We start from the raw sequence: 14,350 nt of genomic DNA, 5'->3' as shown, positions 1-14,350 counted from the left end.
AATGTTAATATTTCACTACATTGTGTGTTAAATTAACCTTAAATAAACTATAACGATTTCGTATTAGTGAAAATAGAATATAAAATAGAAAAATCTGTAGTATTTTGCTATTTAGAATGATTATACATTTGTAGCATACTAATTAAAAAAGAATAATTATGAAAAGTTTATTTAAAAAGGTAGTACTAATAGCAGTAATGGTTACTGGTTTAGTAAGTATGGCAAATGAAAGAGATGTAAACATTAAAATTAAAGGATTAGATTCTAAATTAATTCAGTTTACATTAAATAATTTTGATGGAGATATGCAAATATCTATGAAAGATTCAGAAGGTCATGTATTTTACACAGAAGATTTTAACGGTATTGTATATACAAAAACATATGATTTAAAAACGTTGCCAAAAGGAGTTTATTTTATTGAATTAAATGGAGAAACAAAAATTAAAACGTTTCCTATTCATGTAAAAGAAAACAAGTTAGAATTTGATTACGATAAAACAGAAGTTTATTACAAGCCAGTTGTGGTTGTAAATGAAAGTTTGGTAAAAATAACAAAGTTATCGTTAAATCTAGATCCATTAAAAGTAGAAATGTATAATTCAGAAAATGATTTAATTTATACTGAAACTTTAAAAGGTAGAATGGATTTAAAAAGAAGTTTAAATCTAGAAGAATTGCCAGAAGGACATTACAATTTAGTTTTAACAACAAAAGAAGAAGTATTAGTAAAAGAAATTGAAATTTAGAAATTCATATTTAAGTTAAGTTTAATAAGTGTGAAAGAGGTTTGATTTATCAAACCTCTTTTTTTGTATAGGTAACAAAACTGTAATCGTATTTATTTTTTTCGTCAGCTTTAAAATCTTCTCTGCTTTTTTGCTTCCAAATAGTTAAATCTATTTCTGGAAAAAAGGCATCAGCTTCAAAGGTGTGATGCACAAAAGTTAAATCGAGTTTATCAGCAAACTTTAAAGATTGTTTGTAAATCTCGGCTCCACCTAAAATATATGGATTATTATCTTCTTTTTTTGCTAATTCAATAGCTTCATTTAAAGAATTTGTAATTAAGCATCCTTCAGCTTTATAAGCTGTATTTCTAGTTATAATAATATTTGTTCTATTAGGTAAAGGTTTCCCTAACGATTCAAAAGTTTTTCTCCCCATAATTACACAATGGCCAGATGTAACTTTTTTAAATCGTTTTAAATCTGATGGTAAATGCCAAATAAGCTGGTTGTTTTTACCTAGTGCATTATTGTTAGCAATTGCAGCAATTATTGTAATCATAAATTGGTTGGGTTCTCGTTTTTTTTTAATTCTTGTTGTTTTACTTCTACAGAAAACTCTTTGCTTTCAGCCTTTAGTTGAGCCTCTTTTGCAATTTGTTTTTCCATTTTTGCAATTTTCACTTCTTGCTTTAAAACTAATCTGTCTGTTTCTTTTCGTTCCCAGTCTTTTCCCATAAACTTATTAGTTATAAATACATTTATAAAATGCAACGCCCAAAAGAAAAACCACAATAATATTGCCCAAACAAACCAGTCAGAAATAAATTCTTCACCTACATTAAGTACTTTGTTTAAAATAATTAAAAATACAGAGCCAACTAAAAAAACGATAAAGTGAAAGTATAAACGTTTTTTTTGTTTTACTCTTTTACGGGCATATTCGTATTTTTCGTGTTGTTCTTGGTCCATTATTCTTTATTTTGATTAAGCTAAAATAATAAATTAATATCTTCTTTTATTATTACTTGTATTCATTCCTTTAAAAGGATCAACTTCTGTTTTTTTTTGCTCTACTCTAAAAGCAATTGGTAAAGAGTATTTTACTCCAACTGGTTGTCCCATTTGATAGCCTGGTGAAGTAATTTTAATACTCTTGGCAACTCTTATAGCTTCTTCAGTTAACTTTTTATGTGGAGATCTAGCTTTAACATCTGTTATTTCTCCAGTGTTACTAATTCTAAACATCACATAAATTCTTTTTACGCCAGGAGATAATTTTAGTTTTTTTGCTATGTTAGAATTAAAGTTTCTATTCACATGAGTTGTTATAGAATTTTGTAAGCATTTTAATAAAAGGCTATGACTTTTTGAATTCTCACAGCCTTTTGCTATAGGTGCAGATTCGCTAAAAATATAATTATTACATTTTATTCTATTATTAAAATCATCTGAAACAATTACAGTAAAAAAGTATTTACTTAATGTACGTTTAGGTTCAAGTATTTTTAATTTTTCAACAGGATATTTTTTAAATACATTTATTAAGCGTTTGTCTAATTCCTTATTTTTTGCAGAAGAAGTAATGTTTTCTAGTTTTCCTTTTTTATCTATCGAAAAACTTATTGAAACAGTATTTTTTTTATCATCTAAAAACTCCTTATTTATTAAAGTGCTAGAAACATTATTTTTAAAATAATGCGCTAGATTATTAGTTTCAGAAGTTTTATAAAACCAAAAATCTACTAATCTTCTTTCTGAAGTTTTTAATTCATAAGTATATTCATTATTAATATTATTGTAAGTAGCAGGAGTAATATTTTCAAAGTTATAGGTATTTAAAATTCTATTTACTTCATTATTTACAACTATATCTTTTGCATTGTTCGAAATTAAAACCTGGCCATTTTCATTTATTTTAACCTTTATAGAAAAAGGATTATTACCGCTTGATATAAATCTTTTTTCTGATGAATATTAAGCAAAAGGTTTATCAACTTCTTGCATATTAATTTTTAATTCAGAAAATTTTGTACTATCAATATTTTCAAATAAGTATTTTTCAAGTTTGTTTTTAAAACACAAATTATAACTTTCAAAATCTTTTCTTTTCTCACAATTATAGCAAATAGGAGGTGTTTCGTGTAAAACAGACGCACTACATTTTAAAACATTTTTACCATTTGATTTTTCTATTAATTGAAGTGAATAATTATGGAAAACGCTATTTTTTTGAATAGATACTTTGCTAAAATCTAATTTATTAAAAGCATAAATAATTTCTTTTTTAAGTAGTGTATTTGCTGCGTTTGTTTTAACATTTTCAATAACACCATTAACCAAACTAAACTCAACTATAATTTTTTTCTTTTTGTTTGAAAGCTTTTCAGATAAAATTAGATTTGAAGAAAGATGTTTTTTGAAATGATAATAATAATAGTTATCAGTACTAGGAGTAGTATAGATGTCCCATGTATCTTGAAATTCAGTTTTTTGAGCTTTAATTGTAATAATACTCAAAAGTAATAGGGTAAATAGCATTAATTTTTTCATAGTTTAGAGTATATCTATTAGTCTAAATATCTAATTATTATTGTAATGTAATTGGAACGTTGTAATAATTTACTTTTGGAGTTTGGTTAGACAAACCTGGAGCTAAAACATTAATACTCTTTAGAATTCTTACTATCTCATCTCTTATTATTTTATCCGGACAATTTCTAATATCTATTCTAGTTATTAACCCTTTATTGTCAATTTTAAAACCTGTAAAAATTCGTAGCCCTTTTACATCAAGTTGTTTTTTAATTATGTATTTTTTTATGTTGTTATTTATATGAAAACTTATGGAGTTTTTATTACACTTTTTTAGAATATCATAAGTTTTAGATGTAGAACAATCTGAAATAATAGGTGGGGTTTCTGAACGAACTTTATGAGTGCAACTAATTCTATTTTTCCCATTATTATATTCAATAATATTTAGATAATAAATACTTTGAGGTGAACCTATGTTTAGTAAATTAAGTTTTTCAATTGGGTACTTTTTAAAAGCTTCAATAATTTTTTTATTTACAGTTTTGTTTTTTGCTGTACATTGTATTGTTTGTAATTTTCCTTTTTTATTGATAGTAAATTTTATAAACACTGAATTTCTATTTGTAGAAAGCTTTTCTAATTTTAATATTGAGTTTGGAATTTTACTTTGAAAATAGGTGCTGAACTTATTTTTTAATGAAGTTTTGAAGAATTCAGACTGTATTAATTCTAAATCTACAATGGGTTTAATAGCAATTACATACGAATCGTTTTTACCATTATAAGTTGCTGGAATAAAATTAATAGTAGAATTTTCAAAAACTTTTTTAATTACATTATTTAAACTATTGTTAGATGAAGTTGTAGTAACTTTCTGAAACTTTCCAATAGAATCTATGGTTATATTAATGTCAAATAATTCACTATTTATAGCTAAATTAGCTACATCTGAACTGTTAATATTGTTGATTAAGTATTTTTTTAACCTTTTGGAAAGGTTGTAGTTGTAATCTTGAAAATCAATTTGTTTGTTTATTTCCGAACTAATTGGAGGTGTTTCTTGAAGTAAATTACTACTACATTTTAAAACAGCTTTATCACCAATTTTTTCTAGTATTTGTAGCGAATAATTATGAGTTGGGGTGACTTTATTAATTTTAAGTTTTGAAAAATCAATAGTTTTAAAAGCTTCAATAATTGGGTGCATTACTGAAGTTATTTTAGAATTGGTTCGAAGGTTTACTATTGAATTTTCCTTGTTGAGACCGAATTGAATAACTATTTTATTTGAGTTTTTGTTGAAATTTTCTTTTGAAAGAATTTTAGGAGTTATGTATTTACTGAAATGATGGTTAATAAAATTATCAGTTCCAGGATTTGTGTATGTATCCCATTTATCCAATTCAAAAGTTTGTTCAGCTAAAGTTAAACCAATATAAAGAGGAGACGCTATTTGTGAATCTCCTTTATTTAATACCTTTGAAGTTTTTAAGGTGTTTTTTGAAGAATTTAAGAAAACTGATTTTCCAAAACTACCATCTTTTCTTTTAGTTAGTTTTAAATAAAAATTGTTATTAGCTAATTGCACTGTGCATAGAAATTTTTCAGGTATCCCATTAATTTCTGCAGATTTAATAATATCTAAATAGGAATTTTCAATAGCTTTTTGAATACTTTCTTTTAAGAGTTCATCTTTTTGTTCAATGCTTTTTAAAGAAATTTCTCCTTTGGAATTAATAGCTAGTTGAATAGTTGAAACTCCATCATTATTAAATTTGTTAATAATAGTTTTATTGGTTATTTCAATATTTGAGGCAATTGTTCTTGTGAGTTCCTTTTTAATATTTTCAAAATATTCAATATAATTTTTACCCCAACAATTTACAACTTTAGGAAGCTTTTCTATGAGAACAGATGAACTGCAATTTAGTGTAGCTATTCCATTTTTATTTGCAATTATTTGTAAGGTATATTTATTGTAGTTAGTCTTGTTAAATTTGTTGCCACCATAAATTTTAAGCCTACTTAATGTTAGTTTTTCAAACCCTTTTAAAATAGCTTTATTAAGTTTTTTAGATCTTGAATTAGAACTTGCGTTTGCAATTTCATTTTTATCGTTTAGATAAAATTTTAGAATGATTTTTGAAGAATTTTTCTCAAAAATTTCTGTTGAAAGTAAATCTGGAGTAACATACTTTTTAAAATGATGATAAAAATAATTATCAATACTTGGGCTAGTGTATTTTTCCCATTTATCTAGTCCAATTTGTTGAGCATTTACACTTAAAACAAAAAACACTGTTAAAAGTGTAAATAATAAGTTTTTCATAGCATGTTATGTGGATTTACATACTTTTAACCCATTCTTTTATATAAGAAGTATAATCTTTTTCTTCTCCTAAATTGTCATGTTGTAGTTTTGAATTAACAGCTTCTAATATTTCATGTAAATCTTCATTTGAAGTATTGTTTAAAAATTGTTGAATGTTATTCAATAATTCAGGATTGCTGATACTATTAATTCTGTCGGTTATTTTATTTTTTAAATTTTGTGAGTCCATTGTTTATCATTTTCGATAAAGTTAAAAAAACTATTTTTTAATTATATTAAAACAGTCTTAAATTTTATACAGAAACTTTTCCTTTTATATGTGGATGAGGATTGTAGTTTTCAACGGTAAAATCTTCAAAAGTAAAGTCAAAAATGTTTTTGATATTAGGGTTAATTACCATTTGAGGAAGTGTTCTTGGTTCGCGTGATAATTGTAAATCTATTTGTTCTAAATGATTGTTGTAAATATGAGCATCACCAAAAGTATGAACAAAATCTCCAGGTTTTAAATCGCAAACTTGTGCCATCATCATAGTTAATAACGCATATGAAGCTATATTAAATGGAACTCCTAAAAAAATATCTGCGCTACGTTGGTATAATTGGCAAGATAATTTTCCTTCGGTTACATAAAATTGAAAAAAAGCATGACAAGGAGGTAATGCAGCTTTTCCATTTTTTACATTTTCAGCAAAGGAAACAGATGTGTCAGGTAAAACACTTGGGTTCCACGCAGAAACAATCATTCTTCTACTATCAGGGTTTGTTTTAATAGTTTCAATAACTTCAGAAATTTGATCAATATTTTCACTTGCCCAATTTCTCCATTGATGTCCGTAAACAGGTCCTAAATCTCCATTTTCATCAGCCCAAGCATCCCAAATTTTAACATTATTTTCTTTTAAATATTCAATATTAGTTTCTCCTTTTAAAAACCAAAGTAGTTCATAAATAATGGATTTTAGATGTAATTTTTTGGTAGTTAGCATTGGAAAACCTTCACTTAAGTCAAAACGCATTTGATAACCAAAAACACTTCTAGTTCCTGTTCCTGTTCTGTCTTCTTTTACAATTCCGTTGTCTTTAACGTGCTTAATTAAATCTAAATATTGTTTCATTTTTAAAAGTCTTTATTTCAAAAAATGAACTTGAAAAAAATGTTGAATTGAACAAATTCTCTCAAGTTCATTTAAATAGTGTAATTCTAAATTATTTAATGACTTACGTCTCCAATTTTTTCTGGATTGTGTTTGTGCTTAAATAATATTGCAAACAAAAAGGCTACTATTAAAGCGTAAATTGCAAATGTAAGCCAAATACCATTCCAGTCTTTACCAACTTCAGATGTAAAATATAAATCTATAATAATACCGCTTGCTATACTTCCTAATATTGCACCAAACCCATTGGTCATCATCATAAATAAACCTTGAGCAGAGTTTCGTATCGATGAATCTGTTTCTGTTTCAACAAAAAGAGAACCTGATATATTGAAAAAATCGAATGCCATTCCGTAAACTATTCCAGATAAAATAATCATCCAAACCCCAGATCCAGGATCACCATAAGCAAATAGTCCAAAACGTAAAACCCAAGCAATCATACTAATAAGCATTACTTTTTTAATACCAAATCGTTTTAAGAAAAATGGAATTGCAAGTATAAATAAGGTTTCTGACATTTGAGATATAGACATAATTAACGTAGAATACTTTACTACAATAGAATCTGCAAATTCAGGAATATGTTTAAAATCGTCTAAAAATACATCACCATAAGCATTTGTTAATTGTAATGCAGCACCTAAAAGCATACTAAATAAGAAAAATAAAGCCATTTTGTAATTTTTAAATAGCTTAAAAGCATCCAAACCTAACATTTTTACCATAGATTTTTCACCTTTAGTTGTTCCTAACGGCGGACATTTAGGCAAGAAAAAAGCATAAACTCCTAACGCAACTCCTACAAAACCAGCTATATAAAATTGATTAGCTGATGCTTTATTACCAGATAAATTAGTAATCCACATAGCTACAATAAAACCAACAGTACCCCAAACTCTAATTGGTGGAAAACTTTTAACTATATCTAATCCATTTATTTTTAAAGCATTGTATGAAATGGAATTAGATAAAGCAATAGTTGGCATATAAAACACCATAGCTAATAAAATAATCCAAAAGAAATCACTAGGATTTCCAATTGTAGGAACTAGCATTAATGTTAAGCCACCTAAAATATGTAAAATACCGTATAATTTTTCTGCATTCATCCATTTATCTGCAATTATACCTGTAAGGGTTGGCATAAATAGAGAAGCAATACCCATAGTTGAGAAAACTGCTCCAAATTCGGCACCAGACCATTGTTTATTTTGAAACCAATATACACCAACAGTTATTAGCCAAGCTCCCCAAACAAAAAATTGTAGGAAACTCATAATAGTTAGTTTTATTTTTACATTCATATTTTTATGTTTAATTGTTTGTGAAGCTTTTTTATTTTCTATTTTCTATCTCGTCTCTAATTTTTGCAGCAAGTTCATAGTCTTCATTTTCAACTGCTTGATTTAATTTTTCGTTTAATTGTTTTAGTGAGTCATTTACAAACGATGATTTTTGTGTAGGTTTTGATTCTTCAGAAAGTTCTTCTAGATTTAGATCTTCATTTTCATCATTAATTTCTAATTCATCTTTTACTTTTAAGTAAATACCTGCTTTATCTAAAATATTTTCATAGGTAAAAATTGGAGCATCAAATCGTGTAGCAAGTGCAATAGCATCAGAAGTTCTAGTATCTATAATTTCTTCAATATTATCACGTTCGCAAATTAAACTTGAATAAAATACACCATCAACAAGTTTATGAATAATAACTTGTTTTATAATTATTTGAAAACGATCTGCAAAACTTTTAAATAAATCGTGTGTAAGAGGTCTAGGAGGTTTTATTTCTTTTTCTAATGCAATTGCAATAGACTGTGCCTCAAAGGCTCCAATAACAATTGGTAAAGTTCTACTACCGTCAACTTCACTTAAAACTAAAGCGTATGCACCACTTTGCGTTTGACTGTAAGAGATTCCTTTTATGTTCAATCGAACTAAACTCATAAATTAAATTTAATTTAATAGAAAAGGCTATCTAATTAAAGGACGCAGGTCCAATAACTAGACAGCCTTTTAAGAGGCACAATTTAGTAAAATTATGCGTTATTTGCCTTATAAGTTTTTAACTTTTCAATTAAAACTGGAACTACTTCAAAAGCATCGCCAACTATACCATAATCAGCGGCTTTAAAAAATGGTGCTTCAGGGTCTGTGTTAATAACCACTTTTACTTTTGAAGAGTTAATACCAGCTAAATGTTGAATTGCTCCTGAAATTCCAACAGCAATATATAAATTTGAGGCTACAGGTTTACCTGTTTGGCCAACATGTTCGCTATGAGGTCTCCACCCTAAATCTGAAACAGGTTTAGAACAAGCTGTTGCAGCGCCTAAAACTTCAGCTAATTCTTCAATCATTCCCCAGTTTTCAGGTCCTTTTAAACCACGTCCGCCAGATACAACAATATCTGCATCTGCAATAGTAACTTTACCTGTGGTTTTTTCAATTGATTGAGAAGTAACTCCACTTTCAATTATTGATGGTGAAAACTCTTCAGAACTTCCTGACACTTCATTTTCAATTAAGCCAAACGAATTTTTAGCTAAAGAAATAACTTTAATAGCTGTAGTTATTTCAGTATTATTAAATGCTTTGTTTGAAAATGCTTTACGTTTAACAGTAAAAGGTGAAATACTACTTGGTAAAGCAACTACATTGCTAGCATAACCAGCATTAAGGTTCATTGCAACAATTGGAGCTGCATACAACCCATTTATATTTGAATCGAAAATAACAACTTGTGCATTTTCTTTTTCAGCTGCTTGTTTTACAATATTTGCAAAAACTTTGGCATTAAAGGTGTTTAAATTTTCGTTTGAAACTAAAAGAATTTTTTCTGCTCCGTATGTATATAATTCTGAAGTTTCATTTGTGTTAACAGTTAAAACTACTACGTTTGTTTCTAATTGTTCAGCTATTTTTTTTCCGTATGAAGTTACTTCAAAAGCTGATTTTTTTATTTTTCCTTCCGATGAATCGGCGATGACTAATACTGACATATTTTTTCGATTTTGGATAGTTAGATTAAATTACTTTTGCTTCGTTATGTAATAAGTTTACTAACTCGTCAACATTATTAGCATCAACCATTTTACAAGCAGATTTTGGTTCTGGCTTTTCAAATGAAGCACTAGTACTAGCAGTTTCGCTAGTTGTAGGTTCAATAACAGTTAATGGTTTTTTACGCGCCATCATAATTCCTCTCATGTTTGGTATTTTTAGATCTTTTTCTTCAACCAAACCTTTTTGTCCAGCAATTACTAAAGGTAATTTTGAGTTTAAGGTTTCTTTACCTCCGTCAATTTCTCTAATAATAGTTGCTGATTCTTCATTAATTTCTAATCCAATACAAGCGTTTACAAAGTTAAAATCTAAATTTGCAGCTAACATTCCTGGAACCATTCCACCATTATAGTCAATAGATTCTTTTCCAGCTAGTACTAAATTATAATCACCGTTTTTAACAACTTCGGCTAATTCTTTAGCAACAGTATAACCATCTGTAGGTTCCATATTTACTCTAATAGCATTATCAGCACCAATGGCTAATGCTTTACGTAAAGTTGGTTCCGTACTGGTATTTCCAACATTTACTACTGTTACGCTTGCTCCTTGTTTTTCTTTAAACCACATAGCTCGGGTTAAAGCAAACTCATCGTACGGATTAATTACATACTGTACACCGTTAGTGTCAAACTTGGTGTTATTATCAGTAAAATTAATTTTTGAAGTAGTGTCAGGTACATGACTAATACAAACTAATATTTTCATACTTGATTAAGTTTAAATTTTTATTAAAATTAAGGTGTTTTTGATTTTTAATTGCTACGAAAGTACTAAATTTTTTTAAAATACTATGCGTGCATAGTAAAATATTTGATGTTATATGCTAATTTGATTGGTTTAAGCTAACTAAATGTTTAATTTTGCAAATCTTTAAAAACTATATAAATGAAAACAATACAATTTAGGGAAGCCATTTGTGAAGCCATGAGCGAAGAAATGCGTCGTGATGAATCTATATTTTTAATAGGTGAAGAAGTAGCAGAATATAATGGTGCATATAAAGCATCTAAAGGAATGCTAGACGAATTTGGAGCAAAGCGAGTAATTGATTCTCCTATTGCAGAATTAGGTTTTGCAGGTATTTCAGTTGGTTCAGCAATGAATGGGAATAGACCTATTGTAGAGTTTATGACGTTTAATTTTGCGTTAGTTGGTATTGATCAAATTATAAATAATGCAGCAAAAATCAGACAAATGTCTGGTGGACAATTAAATTGTCCTATTGTTTTTAGAGGTCCTACAGGTTCTGCAGGTCAATTAGGAGCTACACATTCACAAGCTTTTGAAAACTGGTTTGCTAATACACCAGGTTTAAAAGTTGTTATTCCATCAAATCCATATGATGCTAAAGGTTTGTTAAAAGCTGCTATTAGAGATGATGATCCAGTTATTTTTATGGAATCAGAACAAATGTATGGCGATAAAATGGAGGTTCCTGAAGGTGAATATATTATTCCTATTGGAGTTGCAGATATTAAAAGAGAAGGAACAGATGTAACAATTGTATCTTTTGGTAAAATTATTAAAGAAGCTTACAAAGCAGCTGACGTTCTGGAAAAAGAAGGGATTTCTTGTGAAATTATAGACATGAGAACTATCAGACCAATGGATTTTGAAGCAATATTTACTTCAGTTAAAAAAACAAATCGTTTGGTTGTTTTAGAAGAATCATGGCCATTTGCTAGTATTTCTTCTGAAATTACTTTCCAAGTGCAAGAAAATATATTTGATTATTTAGATGCACCAGTTAGAAGAATTACTACAGCTGATACTCCAGCAGCTTATTCTCCTGTGTTAATGGAAGAATGGTTACCAAACTTTAACGATGTTGTTAAAGCTGTTAAAGATGTAATGTATATAAAATAAAGGCATAATAATTGCGTTATAAATTCCTTTCGAGTTTAACTTGGAAGGAATTTTTCGTTTAAAAACATGAAGTATTCAAACTGCTATTAAGTAGTGTAATAAAATTATTAAAAGGATATTTTATCTGTTTTTTGAAAAATAATAAAGATAAAAAGATGAAAGAAAAAGTTTTAAGTTTATTACTATTTTTTGTTTTAGCTATTGGGTTCTCACAAGTGAAAGTAAGCGGAGTTATTGTTGATAAAGAAAATCAATCTGTACCTTTTGCAAATGTTTTTTTTGTGGGTTCAACAGTTGGAACAGTATCTGATGAGAATGGTAAATTTTATTTAGAAGCTCCTAAAACCTATACTCAATTAGAGGTTTCATTTTTAGGATTTGAAAATAAAATTGTAGATATAAAAAGTAGAGATTTTAAATTAAATATTATTTTAGAAGAATCTGCTTCACAGTTAAAAGAAGTCTTTATTTATGCTGGAAAAGTTAAGAAAAAAGGAAATCCAGCTATTGCTATTTTAAAGAAAATTTGGGAGAAAAAACGTCAAAATGGAATTTCACTATTTGATCAATATCAATACGAAAAGTATGAAAAACTTGAGTTTGATATGAACAATATTGACAGCCTTTTAATGCAGCGGAAGATTTTTAAAGGGATGGAATTTATTTTTAATAGTGTGGATACCTCAAGAATTACAGGAAAAGCATTTTTACCCATATTTATAAATGAATCTGTATACAATACGTACGGAAAAAATAAAGGTGGAAAAAAATTGAGAGAAGACCTTGTTGCTAACAAAAATTCTGGATTCAATTCAAACCAAAACGTAATAGCTTTTATTAAAGATTTATATGTAGATTATGACGTGTACGATAGTTATATTAAAATTTTCGACAAAAGTTTTGTAAGCCCATTATCTAAATTAGCAGGAGTTTCTACGTATAATTATGTTTTGGCAGATAGTTCTTTTATAGACAATAAATGGTGTTATAATATTATTTATTACCCTAGAAGAAAAAGCGAATTAACTTTTAAGGGAGATTTTTGGGTAAATGATAGCACTTTTGCTGTAAAAGAAATAAATATGCAAGCTACTAGAAGTGCTAATATAAACTGGGTAAAAGATATTTATATAGAACAAGAATTTGATGTGTTAAATGATTCTGTTTTCTTGTTAAAGCGAGATTATATGCTGTCTGATTTCAGCCTTAATAAAAAAGATAAATCTAAAGGGTTGTATGGTAAAAGAACAACCATGTATACCAATTATAAATTCGATAAACCAGAAGAAGATAGTTTTTATAATGAAAAAATAGACGTTTATGATGAAAAAATTTATACTAAAACTCAAGACTACTGGGCTGAAAATAGACAAGAAGAGTTAAACAAAAACGAACAAGGAATTTATAAAATGTTAGATACATTAACACAAGTTCCAAAGTTTAAACAAATTTACAATCTAGTTTCAATTTTAGGTTCTGGTTATATTGAATTCAATAACTTTGATTACGGGCCAATTTATTCTACGTTTGGTAAAAATGATGTTGAAGGATGGAGATTAAGAGTTGGAGGTAGAACATATTTAGGAGGTAACGAGCCATGGAGGTTGCAAGGATATTTAGCATATGGGTTAGATGACAATCAATTTAAATATGGTTTATCTGGAAAATGGATGTTAGATCCAAAAAGTAGATTTACTATTGGAGGTGGAAATAGGCGTGATATAGAGCAAATAGGTGTAAGTTTAACAACAACTAATGATGTTTTAGGAAGAAGTTTTGCCTCGTCAGCTTTATTTGCAAGTGGAGATAATAGTAAACTAACATCTATTAATTTATCTAATTTATACATGTCTATTGAACCAAAAAAGAATTTGGAATTACGTTTGGGTGCATCATATAGAACATTAAAATCAGCTTCTCCAGATACTTTTAATTTAGATTATTGGGCTAATGCATCACAAACCACAGCTCAATCTGAAGTTGCACAAACAGAATTTGATTTTTCGTTAAGATATACTCCAAATAGAAAAACAATTGGATATGGAGTTGAAAGAAACGAAGTGAGTGATACGTATTCAACCTTCTATTTAAGTTATTCAAAAGGTGTAAAAGGTATGTTTGATAGTGATTTTAATTATGATAAATTACAACTCTATTATCGTCAACCTATTTTAATTGGTGGATTTGGTAGAATGTTTGCTACAGCAGAAGTAGGAAAAACATTTGGAGAAGTTCCACTTGGATTATTAAATGTTGTTCCTGGAAATCAATCTTATTTCACCATTGAAAATACCTATTCATTATTAGATTATTATGAATTTGTAACCGATCAATATGCAAGTTTACACGTAGAGCATAATTTTAATGGCCGTTTCTTTTCAAGAGTTCCATTGTTAAGGAAACTAAATCTACGTGAAATTGTAACATTAAAAGGTGTTTGGGGTAATATTTCAGATGAAAATAAAGCTTTAAATGCTTCAACTTTAAATTATGCAGCTCCAACAAAGGGTTATTATGAATACGGTGTTGGTGTTGGAAATATTTTTAAAGTATTTAGAATAGATTTCACATGGAGAGGAAGTTATAAAGATATACCTGGAGCTAATAATTTTGCAGTAAAAGGTGCTTTTGGTTTCCATTTCTAAAAAATCACT

The 14,350-nt window shown here is 28.0% G+C and carries 14 protein-coding genes; 3 read left to right on the top strand and 11 right to left on the bottom strand.

The genetic code is table 11. The features are described from left to right. Window positions 1-158: 158 nt before the first annotated feature. The gene (locus R3X25_RS11255) at window positions 159-749 is read left to right on the top strand and encodes a hypothetical protein (RefSeq protein WP_317674846.1); all 591 of its coding nucleotides are present in this window, start codon (window positions 159-161) and stop codon (window positions 747-749) included. Between the two features lie 49 nt (window positions 750-798). On the opposite strand, the gene R3X25_RS11250 is transcribed toward R3X25_RS11255, so the two are convergent. The 11 genes from R3X25_RS11250 to R3X25_RS11200 all read right to left on the bottom strand — a co-directional run bounded on the left by R3X25_RS11250 (window position 799) and on the right by R3X25_RS11200 (window position 10,535). Further along, window positions 799-1,290 (bottom strand): dihydrofolate reductase, encoded by a 492-nt coding sequence (locus tag R3X25_RS11250; protein WP_317674844.1) that lies wholly within the window; start codon window positions 1,288-1,290, stop codon window positions 799-801. Beyond that, the gene (locus R3X25_RS11245) at window positions 1,287-1,700 is read right to left on the bottom strand and encodes a 2TM domain-containing protein (protein WP_317674842.1); all 414 of its coding nucleotides are present in this window, start codon (window positions 1,698-1,700) and stop codon (window positions 1,287-1,289) included. Before R3X25_RS11245 ends, R3X25_RS11250 begins: the two co-directional genes overlap by 4 nt. A gap of 33 nt (window positions 1,701-1,733) precedes the next feature. Beyond that, window positions 1,734-2,048, bottom strand: coding sequence for an energy transducer TonB (locus R3X25_RS11240; RefSeq protein ID WP_317674840.1), 315 nt, complete (start codon window positions 2,046-2,048; stop codon window positions 1,734-1,736). A 657-nt stretch (window positions 2,049-2,705) separates the two neighbouring features. Beyond that, complete coding sequence (locus tag R3X25_RS11235) at window positions 2,706-3,281, bottom strand: hypothetical protein (protein WP_317674838.1); 576 nt, start codon at window positions 3,279-3,281, stop codon at window positions 2,706-2,708. 37 nt (window positions 3,282-3,318) lie between these two features. Then, on the bottom strand, window positions 3,319-5,595 hold the full coding sequence (locus tag R3X25_RS11230) for a hypothetical protein (RefSeq protein WP_317674836.1): 2,277 nt from the start codon (window positions 5,593-5,595) through the stop codon (window positions 3,319-3,321). A 16-nt stretch (window positions 5,596-5,611) separates the two neighbouring features. Continuing rightward, a complete protein-coding gene (locus tag R3X25_RS11225; RefSeq protein ID WP_317674834.1) occupies window positions 5,612-5,827 on the bottom strand; it encodes a hypothetical protein in 216 nt (71 codons plus the stop codon). A 64-nt stretch (window positions 5,828-5,891) separates the two neighbouring features. Beyond that, the gene (locus R3X25_RS11220; RefSeq protein WP_317674833.1) at window positions 5,892-6,716 is read right to left on the bottom strand and encodes a thymidylate synthase; all 825 of its coding nucleotides are present in this window, start codon (window positions 6,714-6,716) and stop codon (window positions 5,892-5,894) included. A gap of 95 nt (window positions 6,717-6,811) precedes the next feature. Then, entirely contained in the window at window positions 6,812-8,065 is a 1,254-nt protein-coding gene (locus R3X25_RS11215) for a nucleoside permease (protein WP_317674831.1), read from the bottom strand. Window positions 8,066-8,096: 31 nt separating this feature from the next. Further along, entirely contained in the window at window positions 8,097-8,708 is a 612-nt protein-coding gene (locus R3X25_RS11210) for a bifunctional nuclease family protein (protein ID WP_317674829.1), read from the bottom strand. 92 nt (window positions 8,709-8,800) lie between these two features. Further along, window positions 8,801-9,763: an electron transfer flavoprotein subunit alpha/FixB family protein gene (locus tag R3X25_RS11205; RefSeq protein ID WP_317674827.1), complete on the bottom strand. Its 963-nt coding sequence runs from the start codon at window positions 9,761-9,763 to the stop codon at window positions 8,801-8,803. Window positions 9,764-9,788: 25 nt separating this feature from the next. Next, window positions 9,789-10,535, bottom strand: coding sequence for an electron transfer flavoprotein subunit beta/FixA family protein (locus R3X25_RS11200; protein ID WP_317674825.1), 747 nt, complete (start codon window positions 10,533-10,535; stop codon window positions 9,789-9,791). A 180-nt stretch (window positions 10,536-10,715) separates the two neighbouring features. Here R3X25_RS11200 and R3X25_RS11195 point away from each other — a divergent pair, with 180 nt between their 5' ends. Next, window positions 10,716-11,696 carry a pyruvate dehydrogenase complex E1 component subunit beta gene (locus R3X25_RS11195; RefSeq protein WP_317674823.1) on the top strand — a complete coding sequence of 327 codons (981 nt, stop codon included), beginning with the start codon at window positions 10,716-10,718 and terminating at the stop codon, window positions 11,694-11,696. Window positions 11,697-11,851: 155 nt separating this feature from the next. After that, on the top strand, window positions 11,852-14,341 hold the full coding sequence (locus R3X25_RS11190; protein WP_317674821.1) for a DUF5686 and carboxypeptidase-like regulatory domain-containing protein: 2,490 nt from the start codon (window positions 11,852-11,854) through the stop codon (window positions 14,339-14,341). The last annotated feature ends 9 nt before the right edge of the window (window positions 14,342-14,350 follow it).

This window comes from Lutibacter sp. TH_r2 (assembly GCF_033101135.1).
GTDB lineage: Bacteria > Bacteroidota > Bacteroidia > Flavobacteriales > Flavobacteriaceae > Lutibacter.
Note: the sequence above shows the minus strand (reverse complement) of the source record. Positions and strands in the feature narration are given on the sequence as shown.

Coding starts and splice junctions, on each gene's coding strand:
- R3X25_RS11245 (WP_317674842.1), bottom strand. CDS start 1,700: ATGGACCAAGAACAACACGAAAAATACGAATATGCCCGTAAAAGAGTA.
- R3X25_RS11225 (WP_317674834.1), bottom strand. CDS start 5,827: ATGGACTCACAAAATTTAAAAAATAAAATAACCGACAGAATTAATAGT.
- R3X25_RS11205 (WP_317674827.1), bottom strand. CDS start 9,763: ATGTCAGTATTAGTCATCGCCGATTCATCGGAAGGAAAAATAAAAAAA.
- R3X25_RS11250 (WP_317674844.1), bottom strand. CDS start 1,290: ATGATTACAATAATTGCTGCAATTGCTAACAATAATGCACTAGGTAAA.
- R3X25_RS11215 (WP_317674831.1), bottom strand. CDS start 8,065: ATGAATGTAAAAATAAAACTAACTATTATGAGTTTCCTACAATTTTTT.
- R3X25_RS11190 (WP_317674821.1), top strand. CDS start 11,852: ATGAAAGAAAAAGTTTTAAGTTTATTACTATTTTTTGTTTTAGCTATT.
- R3X25_RS11200 (WP_317674825.1), bottom strand. CDS start 10,535: ATGAAAATATTAGTTTGTATTAGTCATGTACCTGACACTACTTCAAAA.
- R3X25_RS11210 (WP_317674829.1), bottom strand. CDS start 8,708: ATGAGTTTAGTTCGATTGAACATAAAAGGAATCTCTTACAGTCAAACG.
- R3X25_RS11195 (WP_317674823.1), top strand. CDS start 10,716: ATGAAAACAATACAATTTAGGGAAGCCATTTGTGAAGCCATGAGCGAA.
- R3X25_RS11230 (WP_317674836.1), bottom strand. CDS start 5,595: ATGAAAAACTTATTATTTACACTTTTAACAGTGTTTTTTGTTTTAAGT.
- R3X25_RS11220 (WP_317674833.1), bottom strand. CDS start 6,716: ATGAAACAATATTTAGATTTAATTAAGCACGTTAAAGACAACGGAATT.
- R3X25_RS11235 (WP_317674838.1), bottom strand. CDS start 3,281: ATGAAAAAATTAATGCTATTTACCCTATTACTTTTGAGTATTATTACA.
- R3X25_RS11255 (WP_317674846.1), top strand. CDS start 159: ATGAAAAGTTTATTTAAAAAGGTAGTACTAATAGCAGTAATGGTTACT.